We start from the raw sequence: 14,436 nt of genomic DNA, 5'->3' as shown, positions 1-14,436 counted from the left end.
GAACTCCCTTTTCGGGTATTATTGTGATAACAACGAAGTTAAAGTTGTTGCTAATTACGCTAATCTTAATTGCACACTTAAGAGTATATTCGACCTCGTTTACATTAGACTGGAATCAATTATCTCTTAACGTACCAATAGAAGGGATATTAAGTGTCTATAAAGTTAGAATCGAGCCAAGAGACTTTGGAGACATATCAAACGTCTTTATTCCGGCTAATGGTTCGATAATCTATGTAAAAACGGCGAATGGATACTTATTGAGGTCGTTAATTTCAGGGGATAAGCTAGTCGTTCTAAGCTATACCAATATGGTGGATTCAGATCCGATAGCACTGGAAGAAGATAAGTCAAACGTGTATATATTAACGAAAAATGGTACGTATTTCGTCCTAAATAAAGCATTAAATATCATAAAAGAGAAAAAGTGCGGCCTAGGTAAAGTTCGATATTTGGGTAAGGCATGGAATAAGGATCTCTTTATAACTTCGAGAGGTTACATAGTAAGCTTAAACCCTACTTTGAACGTTCTAGGAATATTACAGCGTGGATACATCCCTGTCTTTACGTCTCCTAGCGAATTTGTTAAACTAGATGAATCTGTTCTAATTGATTCACTGAATATCTCGTTGAGCAATTCAAAGTTATTAGTGAAGAACAACGTGACGATAGTAGTAAGTAAGTCCCGAAATGAGATCAAGGTGGCCTATATAACTTATGACTTAAAGGCCAACAAGTTCAAATTAATTAATTATAAAGAACTAGCAAATTCAACAATAATTGAGAACGAGAGAGATATTATAATAGCAAATAAAGTAGGTAATGCATGTTCACTAATTCCGCTTTTGAGCAACCTAAGTCTGAAGGTAAGAAATTGCGAATCTATACCTAAGAATTTAAGTGACTTAGGTATTTTCGTTGACGTATATGGCTTTAGATCACGGGTGTTCGTTATTGATAATAGAGTTATAAGCGTAAGACCGAAAGACAGTAACATTCTCTTTAGTATGTATGGAGCGGATTCATGCTACAAGATAGATTCTAAGCTTTACTGCATATCCTCTGGATCCCTCTATAGAGTAGATGATCCCGCAGACTCGCATACTATTCTAAGGATACTTCTTACACCCAAATTCCTAAACCTTGTAAGGAGTAGTAAGATAGTCTCAACTTTAAGCGCCTTGTATAACGTAAACGTTAAATGGAATATTGAATTTAATGCGAATGAAAGGTCAAAGGTAATAGAAGTTCCATCAGGTACCTATACTCTAAGTATAGATACTGAGATAGGTAGGGTAATGGAATTAGTCCCAGCCGTACCTGTATCATGGGACTTCGACCCACCAATCATAGAGATAGATATATCTCCGGAAATCATTGTGCCTTATGTATATGTATTGCAGCTAAGAATAATCGATTCACAAACTAAGAAGCCCATTGAAGGAGCACAAGTCATCATTTCCGGAAACACTATTAGAGGCAAATACATAAACGTAGGTCCATTATTCTCTAATGAGAATGGAATCGTTAGAGTTAATCTTGAAAAGGGTTCCTACGTCATCCGAATATCCCATCCATACTATAAAGAATATGTAAAGAGAATTAACCTAAACAAAGACGCGAATGTAACGATACCTTTGGTGGTTAAGGGAAGGGAAATCGTGTTCGAAATATACAGTAAGGGAGCACCGCCATTTATAAAGAAAGGGCCAATTGAAGGTGCATCGATATCTATCTCTGGACCGATGAACTTACACATAATGACTGATTCTAAAGGTCAAGCTAAGTGTATATTAAGACCGGGAACATATTTAGTAACTATAAGAGCTAAACTACATAAAGAACTCTCAGGTTCCATTCTAGTTTCGCCACGAGGCGAAAACAAGCCAGAGGTATTGAAGTATGAATTAGATCCAATACTTTACAACTTGACCCTATCTATATTCGACGCTGTGCTTAAGAGACCAGTGCTACCGTCCACAGTTTCCCTTAAAGCGTTGTCTATACCTGGAACACCTATTATGACGATATCAAATCCTGCTTCAAACATAATTTCGGTCAAGGTACCACCTGGCGAGTATTTAATAACGGTAACTGCAAAGAACTATAAAGAATACAAGAAAATAATTAACATACTCAACGATACTTCTCTTAATATTTACTTGCAATTGAAGACAATAAAGATTAAGGTATTCGTGTATGACGAATTGAAGAGATTAGTTGATTCATTTAATCTAACTCTCGTTAACAAGTACTTCGGAATAAAGTTGAATTTCACACTTTCGTCACAGTTTAATGTAATAGAAATTCCGCCAGGTCTCTACCAAGTTAAAATAACAGCTACCGGTTTCGAACCTTTAGTTACTGAGATAACCATTGATGAAAACACGAAAGTTCTAGAGTTTACAATAGCTCATAGGACATATAAAGTTGTTATAAAAGCAGAAACCAAGGATAAACTACTACTAGATTACATATCTTATTGTGAAGGTTCCGTACAAGGTGGACCATTACTTAAACCACTTACTTTACAGAGAATGGAGAAGCCCTCCTTATCCACCTCAATAAACTTACCAAAAGGTACTTATCAAGTGTCTCTAAGTTGTAAAGCAGCAACTGGAAAAGTTGCTGCAACGGGTATTCAATCCTTTACTGTTCCAGTAAACTTGGAAGTCTCCGTTCCTTTGAAGCCTACTAAGTCAAATGTAATGATAAGGATTTACGATGCCAGAAATAATAAACCTGTTGCTAGAGCCGTTGTAAAGTTCTACTTTGATAATAAACTTATTGGAGAAGGGATGAGTAACATCAATGGCGTGGCTATTGTAAAAGTCAATAGCTATTACATAGGAAGAGAAGTATTAATGACTGTAGATGCTCCCGGATATACAACGTATAAATCAAAGGTCATCCTAGCTCCAACCTTACCCATCGTATACTTGAAGCCAGCACCGACGATAATAGAAATACTCTTAGGAAACCCTATGCTAATAGTCGTAATTGCTTTCATTGGAGGTGCTGGAGCTTACATAATATCAACGTTCCTAGGTAAAGGAGAGGAGGAAGAGGAATTTGAAGAGCTATTATAAGGAACTTAAAATCACTATACTGGATGAATACTTCTACCATATAATAGTTGGGAGAAACGTACTTGAAAGATTAAAAGATTTCCTAAGGACAGCGTACTTCAATCCGAAACTAGCTATTGTAGGTAAGGGCGTTCACGACAATTTCCCTAACCTTACGTCAGAATTACAAAGAGTCTTCGAAGATGTAATGGTAATCGAAGACGGTGAAAAAAGCAAGGAACTTGAAACAGCCCTTTATATAATCGAAAAACTATGGGAGAGGAAGGCCTCTAGGTGGGATGCGATAGCATGTGCATCCGGAGGGAGTCTTTGTGATACGGTAGGTTTCGCAGCCTCAATATATATGAGAGGTATACCTTTCGTCCAAATTCCCACTACATTACTGGCAATGATAGATAGCTCCTTAGGAGGTAAGACTGCAGTAAATTACAAAGGAACGAAGAATATAATAGGTTCCTTTTACCACCCCTCGATAGTCGCAAGCGACCTAAGGTTCATTGAAACGCTACCCGAAAGAGTTTACCTATCGAGTTTGGCCGAAGCCTTGAAGTACGGATTTACGCTCAGCGAGGACTATCTCAGTTTCTTAGTAAATAATAGAAAAGAAATAATTTCCAGACGGGATGACGAAGTAATGGAACTAGTACTACGAGCTTCTAAATTGAAGCTGGACGTAGTTAGGGAAGATCCTAGAGAGAGAAAAGGTATTAGAGAAGTTCTAAACTATGGACACACGGTAGGTCACGCATTAGAAAGCGGTTCCAAGTACGAGCTACTACATGGAGAAGCAGTAGCTTTAGGTATGATTGTTGAGACGAAATACTATGATAAGATTAATGGGACTGAACTCGACAAAATCGTGAGCAAGGTTATATCTGATTACGAAATACTAAAATTCGTTAACCTAAATAGCGTTTGCGAGATCGAAGAGGAAGCCTATACTTCCTATATACTAAGGGACAAAAAGAGAATTGGAGATAGAATAAGGGTCCCCGTGCTCTTAGGTATAGGTAGATGGGAATTGAGAGAACTTCCAGTTACTTCGTTCGCCAAAGAAACATATTCCATACTAAAATCTGAAATCTGTAAAAACTAAAGAACTTCTAACCCAATGGCGATTGCTTTCCTTGATTCCACGTCGTAATACTTTTTGTAGACTTCGAGTGATTCCATGTAATCGTAACCAGGCATTACTCTTGTTAGATCTTCTAATTCCAATAGCTTCTTTATATTATCATACACCCTTAGGGAAGTTATTCTAGCGTAAAGCTCCTTCGAATTCTGCGTATTTACAAACTTAATTACATGTCCTACACGTAATTTCTTTCTTTTCTCGTCAAGCAATCTCACTTCAACGGTTTTTTCCTCCTTAGAAATTAGTTCGAACCATTGCGGCTCTAATTTCATTTCATGAACGAGTGTTGGACTATAGATCATACATTTAAATGGGTCGACGTACTCACCAGCGTCTAATAATTCAATTGTTTGGAAACACTTGTGCTCAGGTTCATTGAAGTTTGAAATTAACATGTCTACATGTATTGAAGGTGGAATCCGACCAATCCCTACAGACGTCTTTTCATCAACTAAAACGAGGCCTTCTGGGAATATTGCGACGCTAAACCTGAATAGATCGATCCATCCCTCGGTAGGGTTTTTACATCGAACTCCTCGGGGGCAGTAATGAGCTTCCTCATTATCAACAAGAGAAATGAAGAACGTTCCTCCAGGAGTGTTGACTGATATCTTAAAATCTTTTGAAAAAGCAATATAAGAATTATTACCTTCATACTTCACTATCAACAGCAACACCAGAGCTACTTCGCGAATAATGGGATATCTATACTTATTCTTCCGATCATCTAATTTAACAGGGAACTAACAATGACCGTATACATTGAAACGTTTACTGTAAGTAGCTCCAGGAGAAAGGAACTCATTGATGTTACTCAAGACGTAGAGAGAATAGTTAAAAGAAGCAATATCAGAAACGGTCTCTGTACGGTCTTTGTACCGCATGCAACTGCTGCAGTGATAGCTAATGAGCACGAATCGGGGTTAATGAGTGATATTTTAAACGCTTTGGAAGAACTGGTGCCACCAGATAAACCTTGGCGACATAACATGATTGATAACAATGCGGATGCGCATATCTTGGCTTCAATTATTGGTCCTTCTAGAACGTTTCCAGTTATTGAAGGTAGATTGATAAGAGGGACATGGCAAAATATATTCGTTGTTGAACTAGATGGACCAAGGCCCTCTAGAAAGGTTGTCGTAACTGTAGTCGGTGATTAGTAATGTTCATCGCATCTCCAGATGAAATAAAAAGCGGAGAGGCCACAGATATATACTTCAAACGTACCAAAGAGATAGTTAGTAAGTCCGGAGTCGACAAGAACGTTAGAATGGAATTTCATGTATACTCCTTTCCTAGTGGTTACGAATGGGGCGTATTCGCAGGTTTGGAAGAAGTATTGGAAATAATTGAAGGAAGGAACGTAAATGTATATTCCGTTCCAGAGGGCACTATCTTTTTCGAGAAAGAGCCGTTAATGGTGATCGAAGGGAAATACAGTGAATTCGCTGACCTCGAGACATCGTTATTGGGTGTGTTAAGACATAGTACGTCAATAGCAACTAAAGCCGCTCGTGTGAAAAAGGCAGCCGGTAATAAAATAGTAATGTTCTTTGGGTTGCGTGCGGTTCATCCAGCCATTCAACCTATGGTTGATAGGGCAGCATACATCGGTGGCGTCGATGCAGTAGCTGGCACATTAAGCGAAAAGTACTTAGGTCTCAAACCAGTGGGAACCATGCCACATGCTCTAATAGTAATTATAGGCAATAGCGAAGTTGCATGGAGCATTTTCGACAAATATACTGATCCATCTATCCCGAGAATTGCTCTGGTCGACACCTTCTGTGATGAAAGAGAGGAAGCTCTAAGAGCTTGTAAGACATTGAAAGAAAGATTGAAGGGTGTTAGATTAGATACGCCAGGCTCTAGAAGGGGGAATTTCCGTAGAATAATTGAAGAAGTCCGATGGACCTTAGACATTAACGGTTGTAAAGACGTTCAAATAGTAGTTAGTGGCGGACTAGACGAAGACGTGATACAAGAACTTAGAGATATCGTTGATGCGTTCGGTGTCGGAACTTCCATAGCGTTCCCGAAAAGCGTTGACATAAGTGCAGATATAGTAGAGGTGTTCGAAAACGATAGGTGGGTTCCCAGAAGTAAGAGGGGGAAACTCCCCGGCTTCAAGCAGTTGTACGTCTGTAACAAAAAGAGACTAATCTTACCATGGAACGTCGAAGCTCCGGAAGGTTGTATACCATTATTAAGGAAGGTCATTGAAAATGGTAAAGTTATCGAAAAGCTACCTTCAATAAACGATATAAGAGATTACGTACTAAATCAATTGTTTAATCTCTAAGCTAAACCCTTACACAGCTTGAAAAGTTCATCTCCCAAATGGTGTATGTTCTTTATTACTTTCCCCTTCTCCATTTTCTTAATTTCCTCTGACGAGTATAGAGCTTCCCCTACTGCTATTGGGAACGGTAAGTTGACGGAGTAGACTAGAACCAAATCTCCCTTATCAAATTCTCCCTTCACCTCTACGATTCCAGGTCTCATTACGTCCGCTCCATTAGTAATATGTTTTACAGCTCCTTCGTCTACAACGACGCCCCTAAACTCTAGTTTCTGACCACATAGTATTGGAATGAATTTGTTTTTTATTCTGGCAAGCGTTGGTTTGTCGTTAATATAAATAACCAAGTACTCCTTTCCACTCCTATCAGAGACTACTTTCGCTTCCTCTATCTTTTCGTTAAGATCTACCTCTATTAACTCGCGCGGAATCTCCTTGATTAATTGCTTCTTTTCTCTTTTAGATAATGGCTTCTTAATAATTCTCATTAACCCTTCCCTCCAGTTGAAGTTACAGGAAACAATTATGTGAGTTAAACTGGCCGAAGCAATGAGGATTCGTACGTCGGGCGTCTGAGATGGGTGATGAAACCCCTGGCTCCTGAGTAGTAACTCAATAATACGAAGTTCTCGAAAATACTATTCTAAAACTATCTATTACTAAAGGGGAACGTGCATATGTGTGAACCAGTTTACCCGGCCCACTTATTCGTAATAATCCAGTCGAGATACGATAACAAGTTCTGGATAATTAAGAGTAACAAGGAAGTTATCAAGAAGGATATCGAAGGTTTGATCTCAGAATTCAAAGATTGTTATAATTCGCTTCGTGTAAGCATATGTCCTAACGAAGGAAAAATAATAATATGGAGCAAGAACGGGTACAATGGTATAGGAATAGAGAGAGCTGACTTACTCGATGAGAATACGTGGTGTAACTTAAGCAAGTTCGCGCATTACGTTAACGATAAACTCAGAGAGCCCATAACTCCTTCTATGATAGATGCTGCAAAAGAAGAACTCTTATGGTTACTTGGAGCGCATCATTCAAAGAGCTTAAATGATCTCATTATAGAAGTATAATGAGTTTTCACACCACTCTTTTCAAATCCTATCACATAGTATTACCTTCTGGGAAGATAAGATATGGTGAATATTGAGAATAGGAGGATCCTCTACGTAGATTTAACAAGAAATTCTATCGAAAAGAGGAAAATACCGAAGGACGTCTCCTTAAGGTTCTGGGGAGGTAAGGGATTCTGTACGTATTATCTTTATAAAGAAGTAGGTTTACCAATAGATCCCTTAAGCGAACACAATGTAGCTGTAATAGCACCCGGAGCGTTATCGGGTTACGCTCCGGGCTCCGGTAAGACTTGCTTTGGCACAATTTCTCCTTTAACGGGTTTAATACATGATTCTTATGCTGGAGAAGTTTTCGGACCGAAGTTACGCATGGCTGGAATCGATGCAGTAATAATTAAGGGTAGGGCCAGCGAACCAGTATATCTATATATTGAAGATGATTATATTGATATAATAGATGCAAACGATTTATGGGGCAAGAGCGTATCGGAAACTGTTAATAGTTTAAGGACAAAACACGGAAAGGTAAGCGTAGCTGCCATAGGTAGGGCTGGTGAGAATAAAGTTCGTTATGCATCAATTATTGTAGACAAACTGAGGGCGGCTGGAAGAGGGGGTATAGGTGCAGTCTGGGGTTCAAAGAATCTAAAAGCAATTGCTGTAAAAACCGCAAATCACATAGAGGAACCCGCTGGGGGTTGGGATGAATGGAGAAAATACGTTACAGAACTCTACGTTCGTTTGGGAAAGCAGTCTAGATTCTCAAAATATGGAACTAATAACGCTCTCGTGCAAGCCGACATGCTAGGAATGGCACCTCATTACAATTTCAAGTTCACGCATCTAGGCGACGTCGGTGAGTTAAAAGGAGATGAAATAATTAAGAGGGCAATAAGTGTCGCTGAAGAAGACCCATCAACCTATGGTTACATGTGTCCAGTCAAATGTCCTAAAGTAATAGAAGGAATTAAGAGCGAATACGAGCATTTAGGTATGCTTGGTGCAGCGGACGGAATATATAAATTGGATGATGTGCTAAAAGCAATAAAAACTGTAAATGAGCTAGGATTAGATAGCATATCTACCGGAAACGTGATAGGTTGGCTAATGGAAACGACCGAAAGGGGCTATAAGCTCTACGATATAAAGTGGGGTGAAGCAGAGAAGCAAAGAGAATTGATGAAGCTGATAGCTGAGCGGAAGGAAATAGGAGCATTGCTTGCAGAAGGTCTTAAAAGAATAACTGAAATCGTTGGATATGGAAAGGAATGGGCCGTTCACGTGAAAGGGTTAGAGGCACCTGCTTGGGATCCAAGAGGTTTGTTAGGGTTTGGTTTAAGTTACGCAACAGCTGATGTGGGTGCAAGTCATCTGAGGGGTTGGCCTCGACCTCATAAACCACCTAAGGAGCCAGCAGTCAATGCAATCGATAGTCTAATAGAAGATAGGGATAGGGTGAGCGTCCAAGACCATATGGGCACGTGTGTTTTCCTACCATACAACTTCGAAGACTTCTCTAAACTACTAGAAATTGTTTATGGTATTTCCATCAGTGTAGAGGAACTACGGGCCCTCTCTTGGAGAACGGAAAGTCTGAGCAGATTGTGGGCAATAAAGAGTGGTATAAGAAGGTCTGATGATACCGTACCTCCACGATGGATGGAACCTGCACCTACAGGACCAGCAAAGGGCTTGAAAGCGTTCCTAAGTTACGAGGATATGGAGGAAGCAAAAACAGAGTATTATAAGAAAAGGGGATGGAGTCTGATAAATGGTATACCACTTCCTTCTACCTTGAAATCGTTGGATCTACACGAATTCGTTACAGATTCAGAGTATTTGATTAAAGCCTTAGATGAGATGGACAAGCTTTAATAGTAATACATATTACTTTAATATTACTAACCCCTAGGCTTCCTCTGAATCCCACACCTATGGGACACAATACCTCGCAACAAACGTACTGGGAAGTATTACACCAATATATACAGGTGGTTTATTTCGTCTGTAACTCTACATACTCACTTTATTAAGAAGCGAGTTTTGTATAATTATTCATAAACAAAGTTGAAGTACATTGATTGAAAAACGTGTTTCAATTAAATGAATAACATACAGACAACAAAATCTCTCTTCGGTGAAATTGCAATGAGAAAATAGCGAAGGCTATAGCAACGATGCAGTTCTTGTAAGCCAGTATTTGGTCCCAATTTGTGTGCTGTTGAAAAACGTCCTTAGTAATAGTATAGTAACACTAAGGAGACGATATTGAGGATCAAAGCAAATACAGGAGTTACACAATATATAATGGGATAGTAGTGGGATTCAGAGGAAGCCTAGGGGTTAGTAATATTAAAGTAATATAAACCTTCGAGAAGTACCAGCTAGTAAAGACGAATCAAAGTACGATAACTTTCTCTAAAGCTAGAGCTTAAACTTTTATGATAGATTTATTCAAAACTTTACGGAGGGTAAAAAAGATTGGAGGATGTGAACAAGGAAAAGAAACCCGTTGATGATGTCCAAGAGGAAGTAATAAACAAACTCGAAAAAATATATGAAGATGACGAAATAGTGCTTCTAGCAGCTCCTGATGACATCGAATTGGAACAACTAATTCTAAATATATTGCAAGAAAAGAGAATGAAGTTCAAAGAACTCAAGGAGGTGTTTTCCGCTACAGCAGGTGAAGATAGACTTAGAAGAGCTCTCTTAAAACTCTTAGAAGAAAATAGAATATTTGAGCTTCCAGACGGCTCCTATACAGCTAATCCAGAAGAGCTTGCAAAGTTTCAAGAAGAGGAAGTTCCTCAGACAACCGAAGAGGAGATTGAGGCTATCGAAGATATACTGGGCACTGAAGAGGAAGCAGAGGAAGAAGCTATTGATGAAGAATTAGAGGAGTTAGAGGCATTAGAAGAGCTGGATGAGGATGAAATTTAATCCTAGAGTGCTTTCAGGAATAGTTCAAATACGAATTGTATTCTATAATAAATAGTTTACAATTTATTGGTATAATTTACGATATATTATTTTCAATGACCGTAGAATCCGGGAAAGACCTCATAATAGGGATGACGAAAGGCCTGTATGGGGAGTGTTGGTGATGCCTAAGTATCCGGACTTCTTGCGTCAAGTCTTCAATGTAGTTATTGCTGAACATCAGAACGAAATAGGATCGAGACTAGCTTCTGATTTAAGGAGAATGGTTTGGACAGCCGAGAGTAAATTTAAGTTCAATTCATTCGAAGTAGAAGACCCACGGGAAGGTCTCAAAAAGTATTTTGAGACGGAGTTTGCTGAGGTATTGAAACTATTAAAGCCTTATAAAAACGTCGTCGAAGACCTAATTGAAAAAGTCGAAGAGTACTATGGCAAAGAATTAGCAGAGATCCTAAGAGAAAAATATAAAAAGATTGTTTCTAAGGAGAATTGAAGTTTGTACTTTAACTGCTTATGAAATCTTTTGATATTCTAGGGTTATTGAGTTGCCTCTACTTGAGGTACGTTTTCCTTGAGTTTCTTTGGGAATGCCCTTATTTCACCAGTTTCAGTATTTATCTCTAATACATAGTCCTTATCGTACTTCTCTACGACGTGCTTTGGTATGTAGATGTTCAGAGGTAGAGTATAGTAGGTGTACCTGTATTCTTTCTTATTGACCACCTTCCGTCCTACTACTTCCCGTACCTTTACTTCTCTCCTTCTTAACATATTCCTTCACCACCTTTCTATATTATTTGAAGTTAATAAATATAATATTCGAATTCTATACTTGAAATGCACCGTTTTGATGTGTAGTGTACACAACTTAACTGCAATAACGTTTTCTATGTTTTAGCTTTTCTAATCTCGTATTTAACTTTAATTCTCTTAAGGCATTCTTCCAGAGATTTCAAAGAAAGCTCATGCGTTATTTCTGAAGATGTTACTTCTTTCCTCACCTTTTCGAAGACCTCTTCTGGTAGACATTTAATGCACTCTAATCCTAATTCCTTGCAAGCTTCTTCCAAAGCTTTTGCGCTTTCACTAGAAGGCTTCAAGTAGTATGCGATTACCTTATACTTATCCTTATGACGTAGTAAGTATCTCTTTATTCTCTCTTTATTCACTTTAATATAGAGTCTCTTTATTTCTTCGGTTTCCTCCCACTCGGGCCAATCGTAGCTGTTAAAGGGATATTCATTGGAAAATTCTTCAGGAACTACTCCTGGTGAACTTATCGCAACGAGGTGCGTCACACTTCTTAATCCAACCCTTCTTAGAACGTTCAGTATTGCTTTCCACGTCTTACTCTTATAATATGGTTTTCTATAAGAACAAGGCACAAATAAGAGAACCGATTTCCTTCTAGGTGGAGTATAGAACCTCGTAATGAAGTCTTGCCACACTTCGTAGTACGGATGAATAAGCTGTTCCTTACCGGCCCCTTTTATACGTTTCCTTAAGCGTTTTGGAAAGTTTGGTTTGAAAGCGAAATTGTTGAAGTCTATTGATATCCTCGGATTATTTAGATATGGTTTGACAATTCTCATGAAATGCTCTTCATCTAGAGGCCTCCATTTCCCACTTATCCATAAAGTGAATAGAGGTGATTCTGAATGTGGGTAAGTATTGATTAACACTACCTCATCGGAGTATTTCAATGCAATATCTACGGTCTTATGGAACAAGTCTTCCCAATCTTTGATAGGAGGATTTACTAAGACGTAAGTTCTAGTTCCAACTCCCAGATTCCTTAAGGTAAGTGCAGTCGAGATGTAACTTTCAACACTCATGGCAGGATACTTACCGAGTTTCCTAAGTGCGTCATTATCAGCCACCTCTAGTCCCAAAGCTACAATGAGTTTGTATGATCTTCCGAGGAAAGGTTGCAATAATTCGTACTTTATAAACGAAGGTAAGCTCTCAACTTGAAGTTCTTCCACGCAGGTTCTATCTATGAATTCAGCTAACCATAATTGGAAATACCTTGGATATTGGTTCTCATCGAATAAGCTTCCAGAAGTATATATCTTCAACCTCTTTGGTACTTTCTCTCTTACGGCTTTCCTTATTTTATTCATAGCGTTATCGATACTTTCCGTACCTTCCCTCTTACCCCATCCGCAAAATACACATTTACCCCAACTACATCTACCGACGTTCAGTACAATGCTTTTCTCGAGGCTTTGCCAACAACTCAATGTTTCAATTACACCCTAAAGCTATCAAAAGACGGTGAGATTTGAAACTAGGGGCCTTCAAGAAATGCGAAGTCTCTCAACTCAAGATTGGTTAATAATAATGGTTATTGGTGTAGTGCTCCTCTGGACAATTATTGTAAAATATATCGGTCCAGCAATAGCGACTTGGATAACTACTATATACATGTTGCTGACTATGGTTCTTGCCCTAGTAGCACCTACACGGGGTCACGAGGAAGATTAATAAAGGATTCTCAGAGCCATGTTGATGGGGCCGTCGTCTAGCTTGGTAGGATGCGGGGCTTGGGCCCCCGTGGTCCGGGGTTCAAATCCCCGCGGCCCCACCAATTCGTCTTTTATAACACATTTTATGATATCTATTAGGAGATAAGTTTCTGAAGTATAGCGCCCTCAATTTGATTTAAGAAGATTGAGAAATCGAAAATGAAGAATGCGAAAGTACAATTAAATACAAAGTTTTCAAACTCGACAAAAAATGCCTAATAGGATATTCTGTGAACGGATTCAACCTCTACCTCACTTACGCCCTCAACTTCTTTTAAGAGGTCTTCAAGCGCAGAGGTTCCGCCCTCGGTTTCTTCCGGCATTGTTATATAGAGCTTTAGTAAGTTAAGGCCGAAGGCAACCGGTATCCTTTCTGATTTAATTATCTCGTAGTTTTCTGGGAGTTTACTCTTTATTGACTCTTCTAGTTGGTTTAAGTCTCTTTCTACGCTATCGGGATATACTTTTACAGTTACCAATACTTTAACCATGTCCATCACCTCGCTTACTCTTCATGGCCCCTCAAAACCACACTTGGGGCAGCGATAAGGTTTAGTCTGCTTCCTACAGCTAGGACATCTCCAGATAATTACTTCGCCGCAATTAGGACAGTAAAACTTAACACCTACTTCCTTGCCCTTCGGTACAACGAGACGGTTGCAACTGCTGCATACAGGTGGTTTAACTACCTCTACTTCGAGCCTTAGGCTCAACTTCAGTTATCACCGTTCCTTGCGTATGAGCGAGTTAAATAAGGCTATTTCTTCCTGTTGTCCTAGGGATTCATGATATGTATGAGGTTGAAATAAAAGCTAAGGTTAAAGATCCTGACGTAATACGTAGAAAGCTCCTTTCGGCGAAGTACTTAGGAAAAAGAATCGAAATAGATGAATATTTTAATTTTGACTGCGAGGGAGGATGTTGTCGAGACTTCTCTGTAACTGATGAAGCAGTAAGACTGAGAAAAAGTGATGGGAAATGCGTGTTAACGTATAAAGGACCCAGACTCGATCCGAGCGCAAAGGTTAGGGAAGAGATTGAAGTTGAATTAAATAGTTGCGATGCAATTCGCCAGATATTAGAAAAACTTTGTTTGAAATCCGTCTTCGTAGTTGAAAAAACTAGAGAAAGGTGGAAATGGGAGGATATAACAATAGCAATAGATAACGTTAAGGGGTTAGGTTGGTTTATTGAGTTAGAAAAAGTTGTTTCTAGTAATGAGGAATTGGAGAATGCAAAAAATGAACTTCTTTTGAAACTACGGGAGATAGTGCCCGATGCGGAAGTGGTAAGTAAAACGTACCTCGAGTTACTTATAGAGAAAATCAGTGATCGCTGAAGAGTATTAGTA

16 protein-coding genes and 1 tRNA gene are annotated in these 14,436 nt (G+C 38.9%); 11 read left to right on the top strand and 6 right to left on the bottom strand.

Annotated elements, in window-relative coordinates; all coding sequences use genetic code 11:
- Positions 1 to 23: 23 nt before the first annotated feature.
- Together EYM_RS03555 and EYM_RS03550 are read left to right on the top strand one after the other, a co-directional pair.
- Positions 24 to 3,089, top strand: coding sequence for a PEGA domain-containing protein (locus tag EYM_RS03555; RefSeq protein ID WP_075049711.1), 3,066 nt, complete (start codon positions 24 to 26; stop codon positions 3,087 to 3,089).
- Positions 3,073 to 4,185, top strand: coding sequence for a 3-dehydroquinate synthase (locus EYM_RS03550; protein ID WP_075049710.1), 1,113 nt, complete (start codon positions 3,073 to 3,075; stop codon positions 4,183 to 4,185). The genes EYM_RS03555 and EYM_RS03550 overlap by 17 nt, the downstream gene beginning before the upstream one ends.
- Here EYM_RS03550 and EYM_RS03545 read toward each other — a convergent pair.
- Entirely contained in the window at positions 4,182 to 4,886 is a 705-nt protein-coding gene (locus EYM_RS03545) for an ASCH domain-containing protein (RefSeq protein ID WP_338034273.1), read from the bottom strand. The two genes, EYM_RS03550 and EYM_RS03545, sit on opposite strands and share 4 nt — an antisense overlap.
- Before the next feature lie 87 nt (positions 4,887 to 4,973).
- On the opposite strand from EYM_RS03545, the gene EYM_RS03540 reads away from it, so the two are divergent.
- On the top strand, positions 4,974 to 5,387 hold the full coding sequence (locus EYM_RS03540; RefSeq protein ID WP_075049708.1) for a secondary thiamine-phosphate synthase enzyme YjbQ: 414 nt from the start codon (positions 4,974 to 4,976) through the stop codon (positions 5,385 to 5,387).
- A 2-nt stretch (positions 5,388 to 5,389) separates the two neighbouring features.
- The gene (locus EYM_RS03535; RefSeq protein ID WP_075049707.1) at positions 5,390 to 6,529 is read left to right on the top strand and encodes a nicotinate phosphoribosyltransferase; all 1,140 of its coding nucleotides are present in this window, start codon (positions 5,390 to 5,392) and stop codon (positions 6,527 to 6,529) included.
- Here EYM_RS03535 and EYM_RS03530 read toward each other — a convergent pair.
- Entirely contained in the window at positions 6,526 to 7,017 is a 492-nt protein-coding gene (locus tag EYM_RS03530) for a DUF1947 domain-containing protein (RefSeq protein ID WP_075049706.1), read from the bottom strand. The genes EYM_RS03535 and EYM_RS03530 overlap by 4 nt on opposite strands.
- A 189-nt stretch (positions 7,018 to 7,206) precedes the next feature.
- Between EYM_RS03530 and EYM_RS03525 the strand changes: the two genes are divergently transcribed.
- The 4 genes from EYM_RS03525 (at position 7,207) to EYM_RS03510 (ending at position 11,050) form a co-directional block, all read left to right on the top strand.
- Positions 7,207 to 7,611 (top strand): hypothetical protein, encoded by a 405-nt coding sequence (locus EYM_RS03525; protein WP_075049705.1) that lies wholly within the window; start codon positions 7,207 to 7,209, stop codon positions 7,609 to 7,611.
- Between the two features lie 63 nt (positions 7,612 to 7,674).
- Positions 7,675 to 9,489 (top strand): aldehyde ferredoxin oxidoreductase family protein, encoded by a 1,815-nt coding sequence (locus EYM_RS03520; protein ID WP_075049704.1) that lies wholly within the window; start codon positions 7,675 to 7,677, stop codon positions 9,487 to 9,489.
- 606 nt (positions 9,490 to 10,095) lie between these two features.
- On the top strand, positions 10,096 to 10,557 hold the full coding sequence (locus EYM_RS03515; protein ID WP_075049703.1) for a hypothetical protein: 462 nt from the start codon (positions 10,096 to 10,098) through the stop codon (positions 10,555 to 10,557).
- A gap of 163 nt (positions 10,558 to 10,720) precedes the next feature.
- Positions 10,721 to 11,050: a hypothetical protein gene (locus EYM_RS03510; protein WP_075049702.1), complete on the top strand. Its 330-nt coding sequence runs from the start codon at positions 10,721 to 10,723 to the stop codon at positions 11,048 to 11,050.
- A 44-nt stretch (positions 11,051 to 11,094) separates the two neighbouring features.
- On the opposite strand, the gene EYM_RS03505 is transcribed toward EYM_RS03510, so the two are convergent.
- Both EYM_RS03505 and EYM_RS03500 read right to left on the bottom strand, forming a co-directional pair.
- Positions 11,095 to 11,328, bottom strand: coding sequence for a hypothetical protein (locus EYM_RS03505; RefSeq protein WP_075049701.1), 234 nt, complete (start codon positions 11,326 to 11,328; stop codon positions 11,095 to 11,097).
- Between the two features lie 116 nt (positions 11,329 to 11,444).
- Positions 11,445 to 12,800, bottom strand: a complete 1,356-nt coding sequence (locus tag EYM_RS03500) for a DUF5591 domain-containing protein (RefSeq protein ID WP_075049700.1) — start codon at positions 12,798 to 12,800, stop codon at positions 11,445 to 11,447.
- Between the two features lie 64 nt (positions 12,801 to 12,864).
- Between EYM_RS03500 and EYM_RS03495 the strand changes: the two genes are divergently transcribed.
- Both EYM_RS03495 and EYM_RS03490 read left to right on the top strand, forming a co-directional pair.
- A complete protein-coding gene (locus EYM_RS03495) occupies positions 12,865 to 13,044 on the top strand; it encodes a hypothetical protein (RefSeq protein WP_075049699.1) in 180 nt (59 codons plus the stop codon).
- A gap of 26 nt (positions 13,045 to 13,070) precedes the next feature.
- Positions 13,071 to 13,147, top strand: a tRNA-Pro gene (locus EYM_RS03490).
- A gap of 153 nt (positions 13,148 to 13,300) precedes the next feature.
- Here the strand turns inward: EYM_RS03490 and EYM_RS03485 are convergent.
- Positions 13,301 to 13,576 carry an elongation factor 1-beta gene (locus EYM_RS03485; protein WP_075049698.1) on the bottom strand — a complete coding sequence of 92 codons (276 nt, stop codon included), beginning with the start codon at positions 13,574 to 13,576 and terminating at the stop codon, positions 13,301 to 13,303.
- A 21-nt stretch (positions 13,577 to 13,597) separates the two neighbouring features.
- Positions 13,598 to 13,804: a zinc finger domain-containing protein gene (locus tag EYM_RS03480; protein ID WP_420806574.1), complete on the bottom strand. Its 207-nt coding sequence runs from the start codon at positions 13,802 to 13,804 to the stop codon at positions 13,598 to 13,600.
- Positions 13,805 to 13,875: 71 nt separating this feature from the next.
- Here EYM_RS03480 and cyaB point away from each other — a divergent pair, with 71 nt between their 5' ends.
- On the top strand, positions 13,876 to 14,424 hold the full coding sequence (gene cyaB, locus EYM_RS03475) for a class IV adenylate cyclase (RefSeq protein WP_075049696.1): 549 nt from the start codon (positions 13,876 to 13,878) through the stop codon (positions 14,422 to 14,424).
- Positions 14,425 to 14,436: the final 12 nt, after the last annotated feature.

The sequence above is a fragment of the Ignicoccus islandicus DSM 13165 genome (genome assembly GCF_001481685.1).
Classification (GTDB): Archaea; Thermoproteota; Thermoprotei_A; order Sulfolobales; family Ignicoccaceae; genus Ignicoccus; species Ignicoccus islandicus.
This window is presented reverse-complemented; position numbering and strand designations above follow the sequence as displayed.

What these genes read in the sequence shown, in the direction of transcription:
- EYM_RS03540 (WP_075049708.1), top strand. Translation starts at nt 4,974, where the DNA reads ATGACCGTATACATTGAAACGTTTACTGTAAGTAGCTCCAGGAGAAAG.
- EYM_RS03535 (WP_075049707.1), top strand. Translation starts at nt 5,390, where the DNA reads ATGTTCATCGCATCTCCAGATGAAATAAAAAGCGGAGAGGCCACAGAT.
- EYM_RS03530 (WP_075049706.1), bottom strand. Translation starts at nt 7,017, where the DNA reads ATGAGAATTATTAAGAAGCCATTATCTAAAAGAGAAAAGAAGCAATTA.
- EYM_RS03525 (WP_075049705.1), top strand. Translation starts at nt 7,207, where the DNA reads ATGTGTGAACCAGTTTACCCGGCCCACTTATTCGTAATAATCCAGTCG.
- EYM_RS03520 (WP_075049704.1), top strand. Translation starts at nt 7,675, where the DNA reads ATGGTGAATATTGAGAATAGGAGGATCCTCTACGTAGATTTAACAAGA.
- EYM_RS03510 (WP_075049702.1), top strand. Translation starts at nt 10,721, where the DNA reads ATGCCTAAGTATCCGGACTTCTTGCGTCAAGTCTTCAATGTAGTTATT.
- EYM_RS03505 (WP_075049701.1), bottom strand. Translation starts at nt 11,328, where the DNA reads ATGTTAAGAAGGAGAGAAGTAAAGGTACGGGAAGTAGTAGGACGGAAG.
- EYM_RS03495 (WP_075049699.1), top strand. Translation starts at nt 12,865, where the DNA reads ATGCGAAGTCTCTCAACTCAAGATTGGTTAATAATAATGGTTATTGGT.
- EYM_RS03485 (WP_075049698.1), bottom strand. Translation starts at nt 13,576, where the DNA reads ATGGTTAAAGTATTGGTAACTGTAAAAGTATATCCCGATAGCGTAGAA.
- cyaB (WP_075049696.1), top strand. Translation starts at nt 13,876, where the DNA reads ATGTATGAGGTTGAAATAAAAGCTAAGGTTAAAGATCCTGACGTAATA.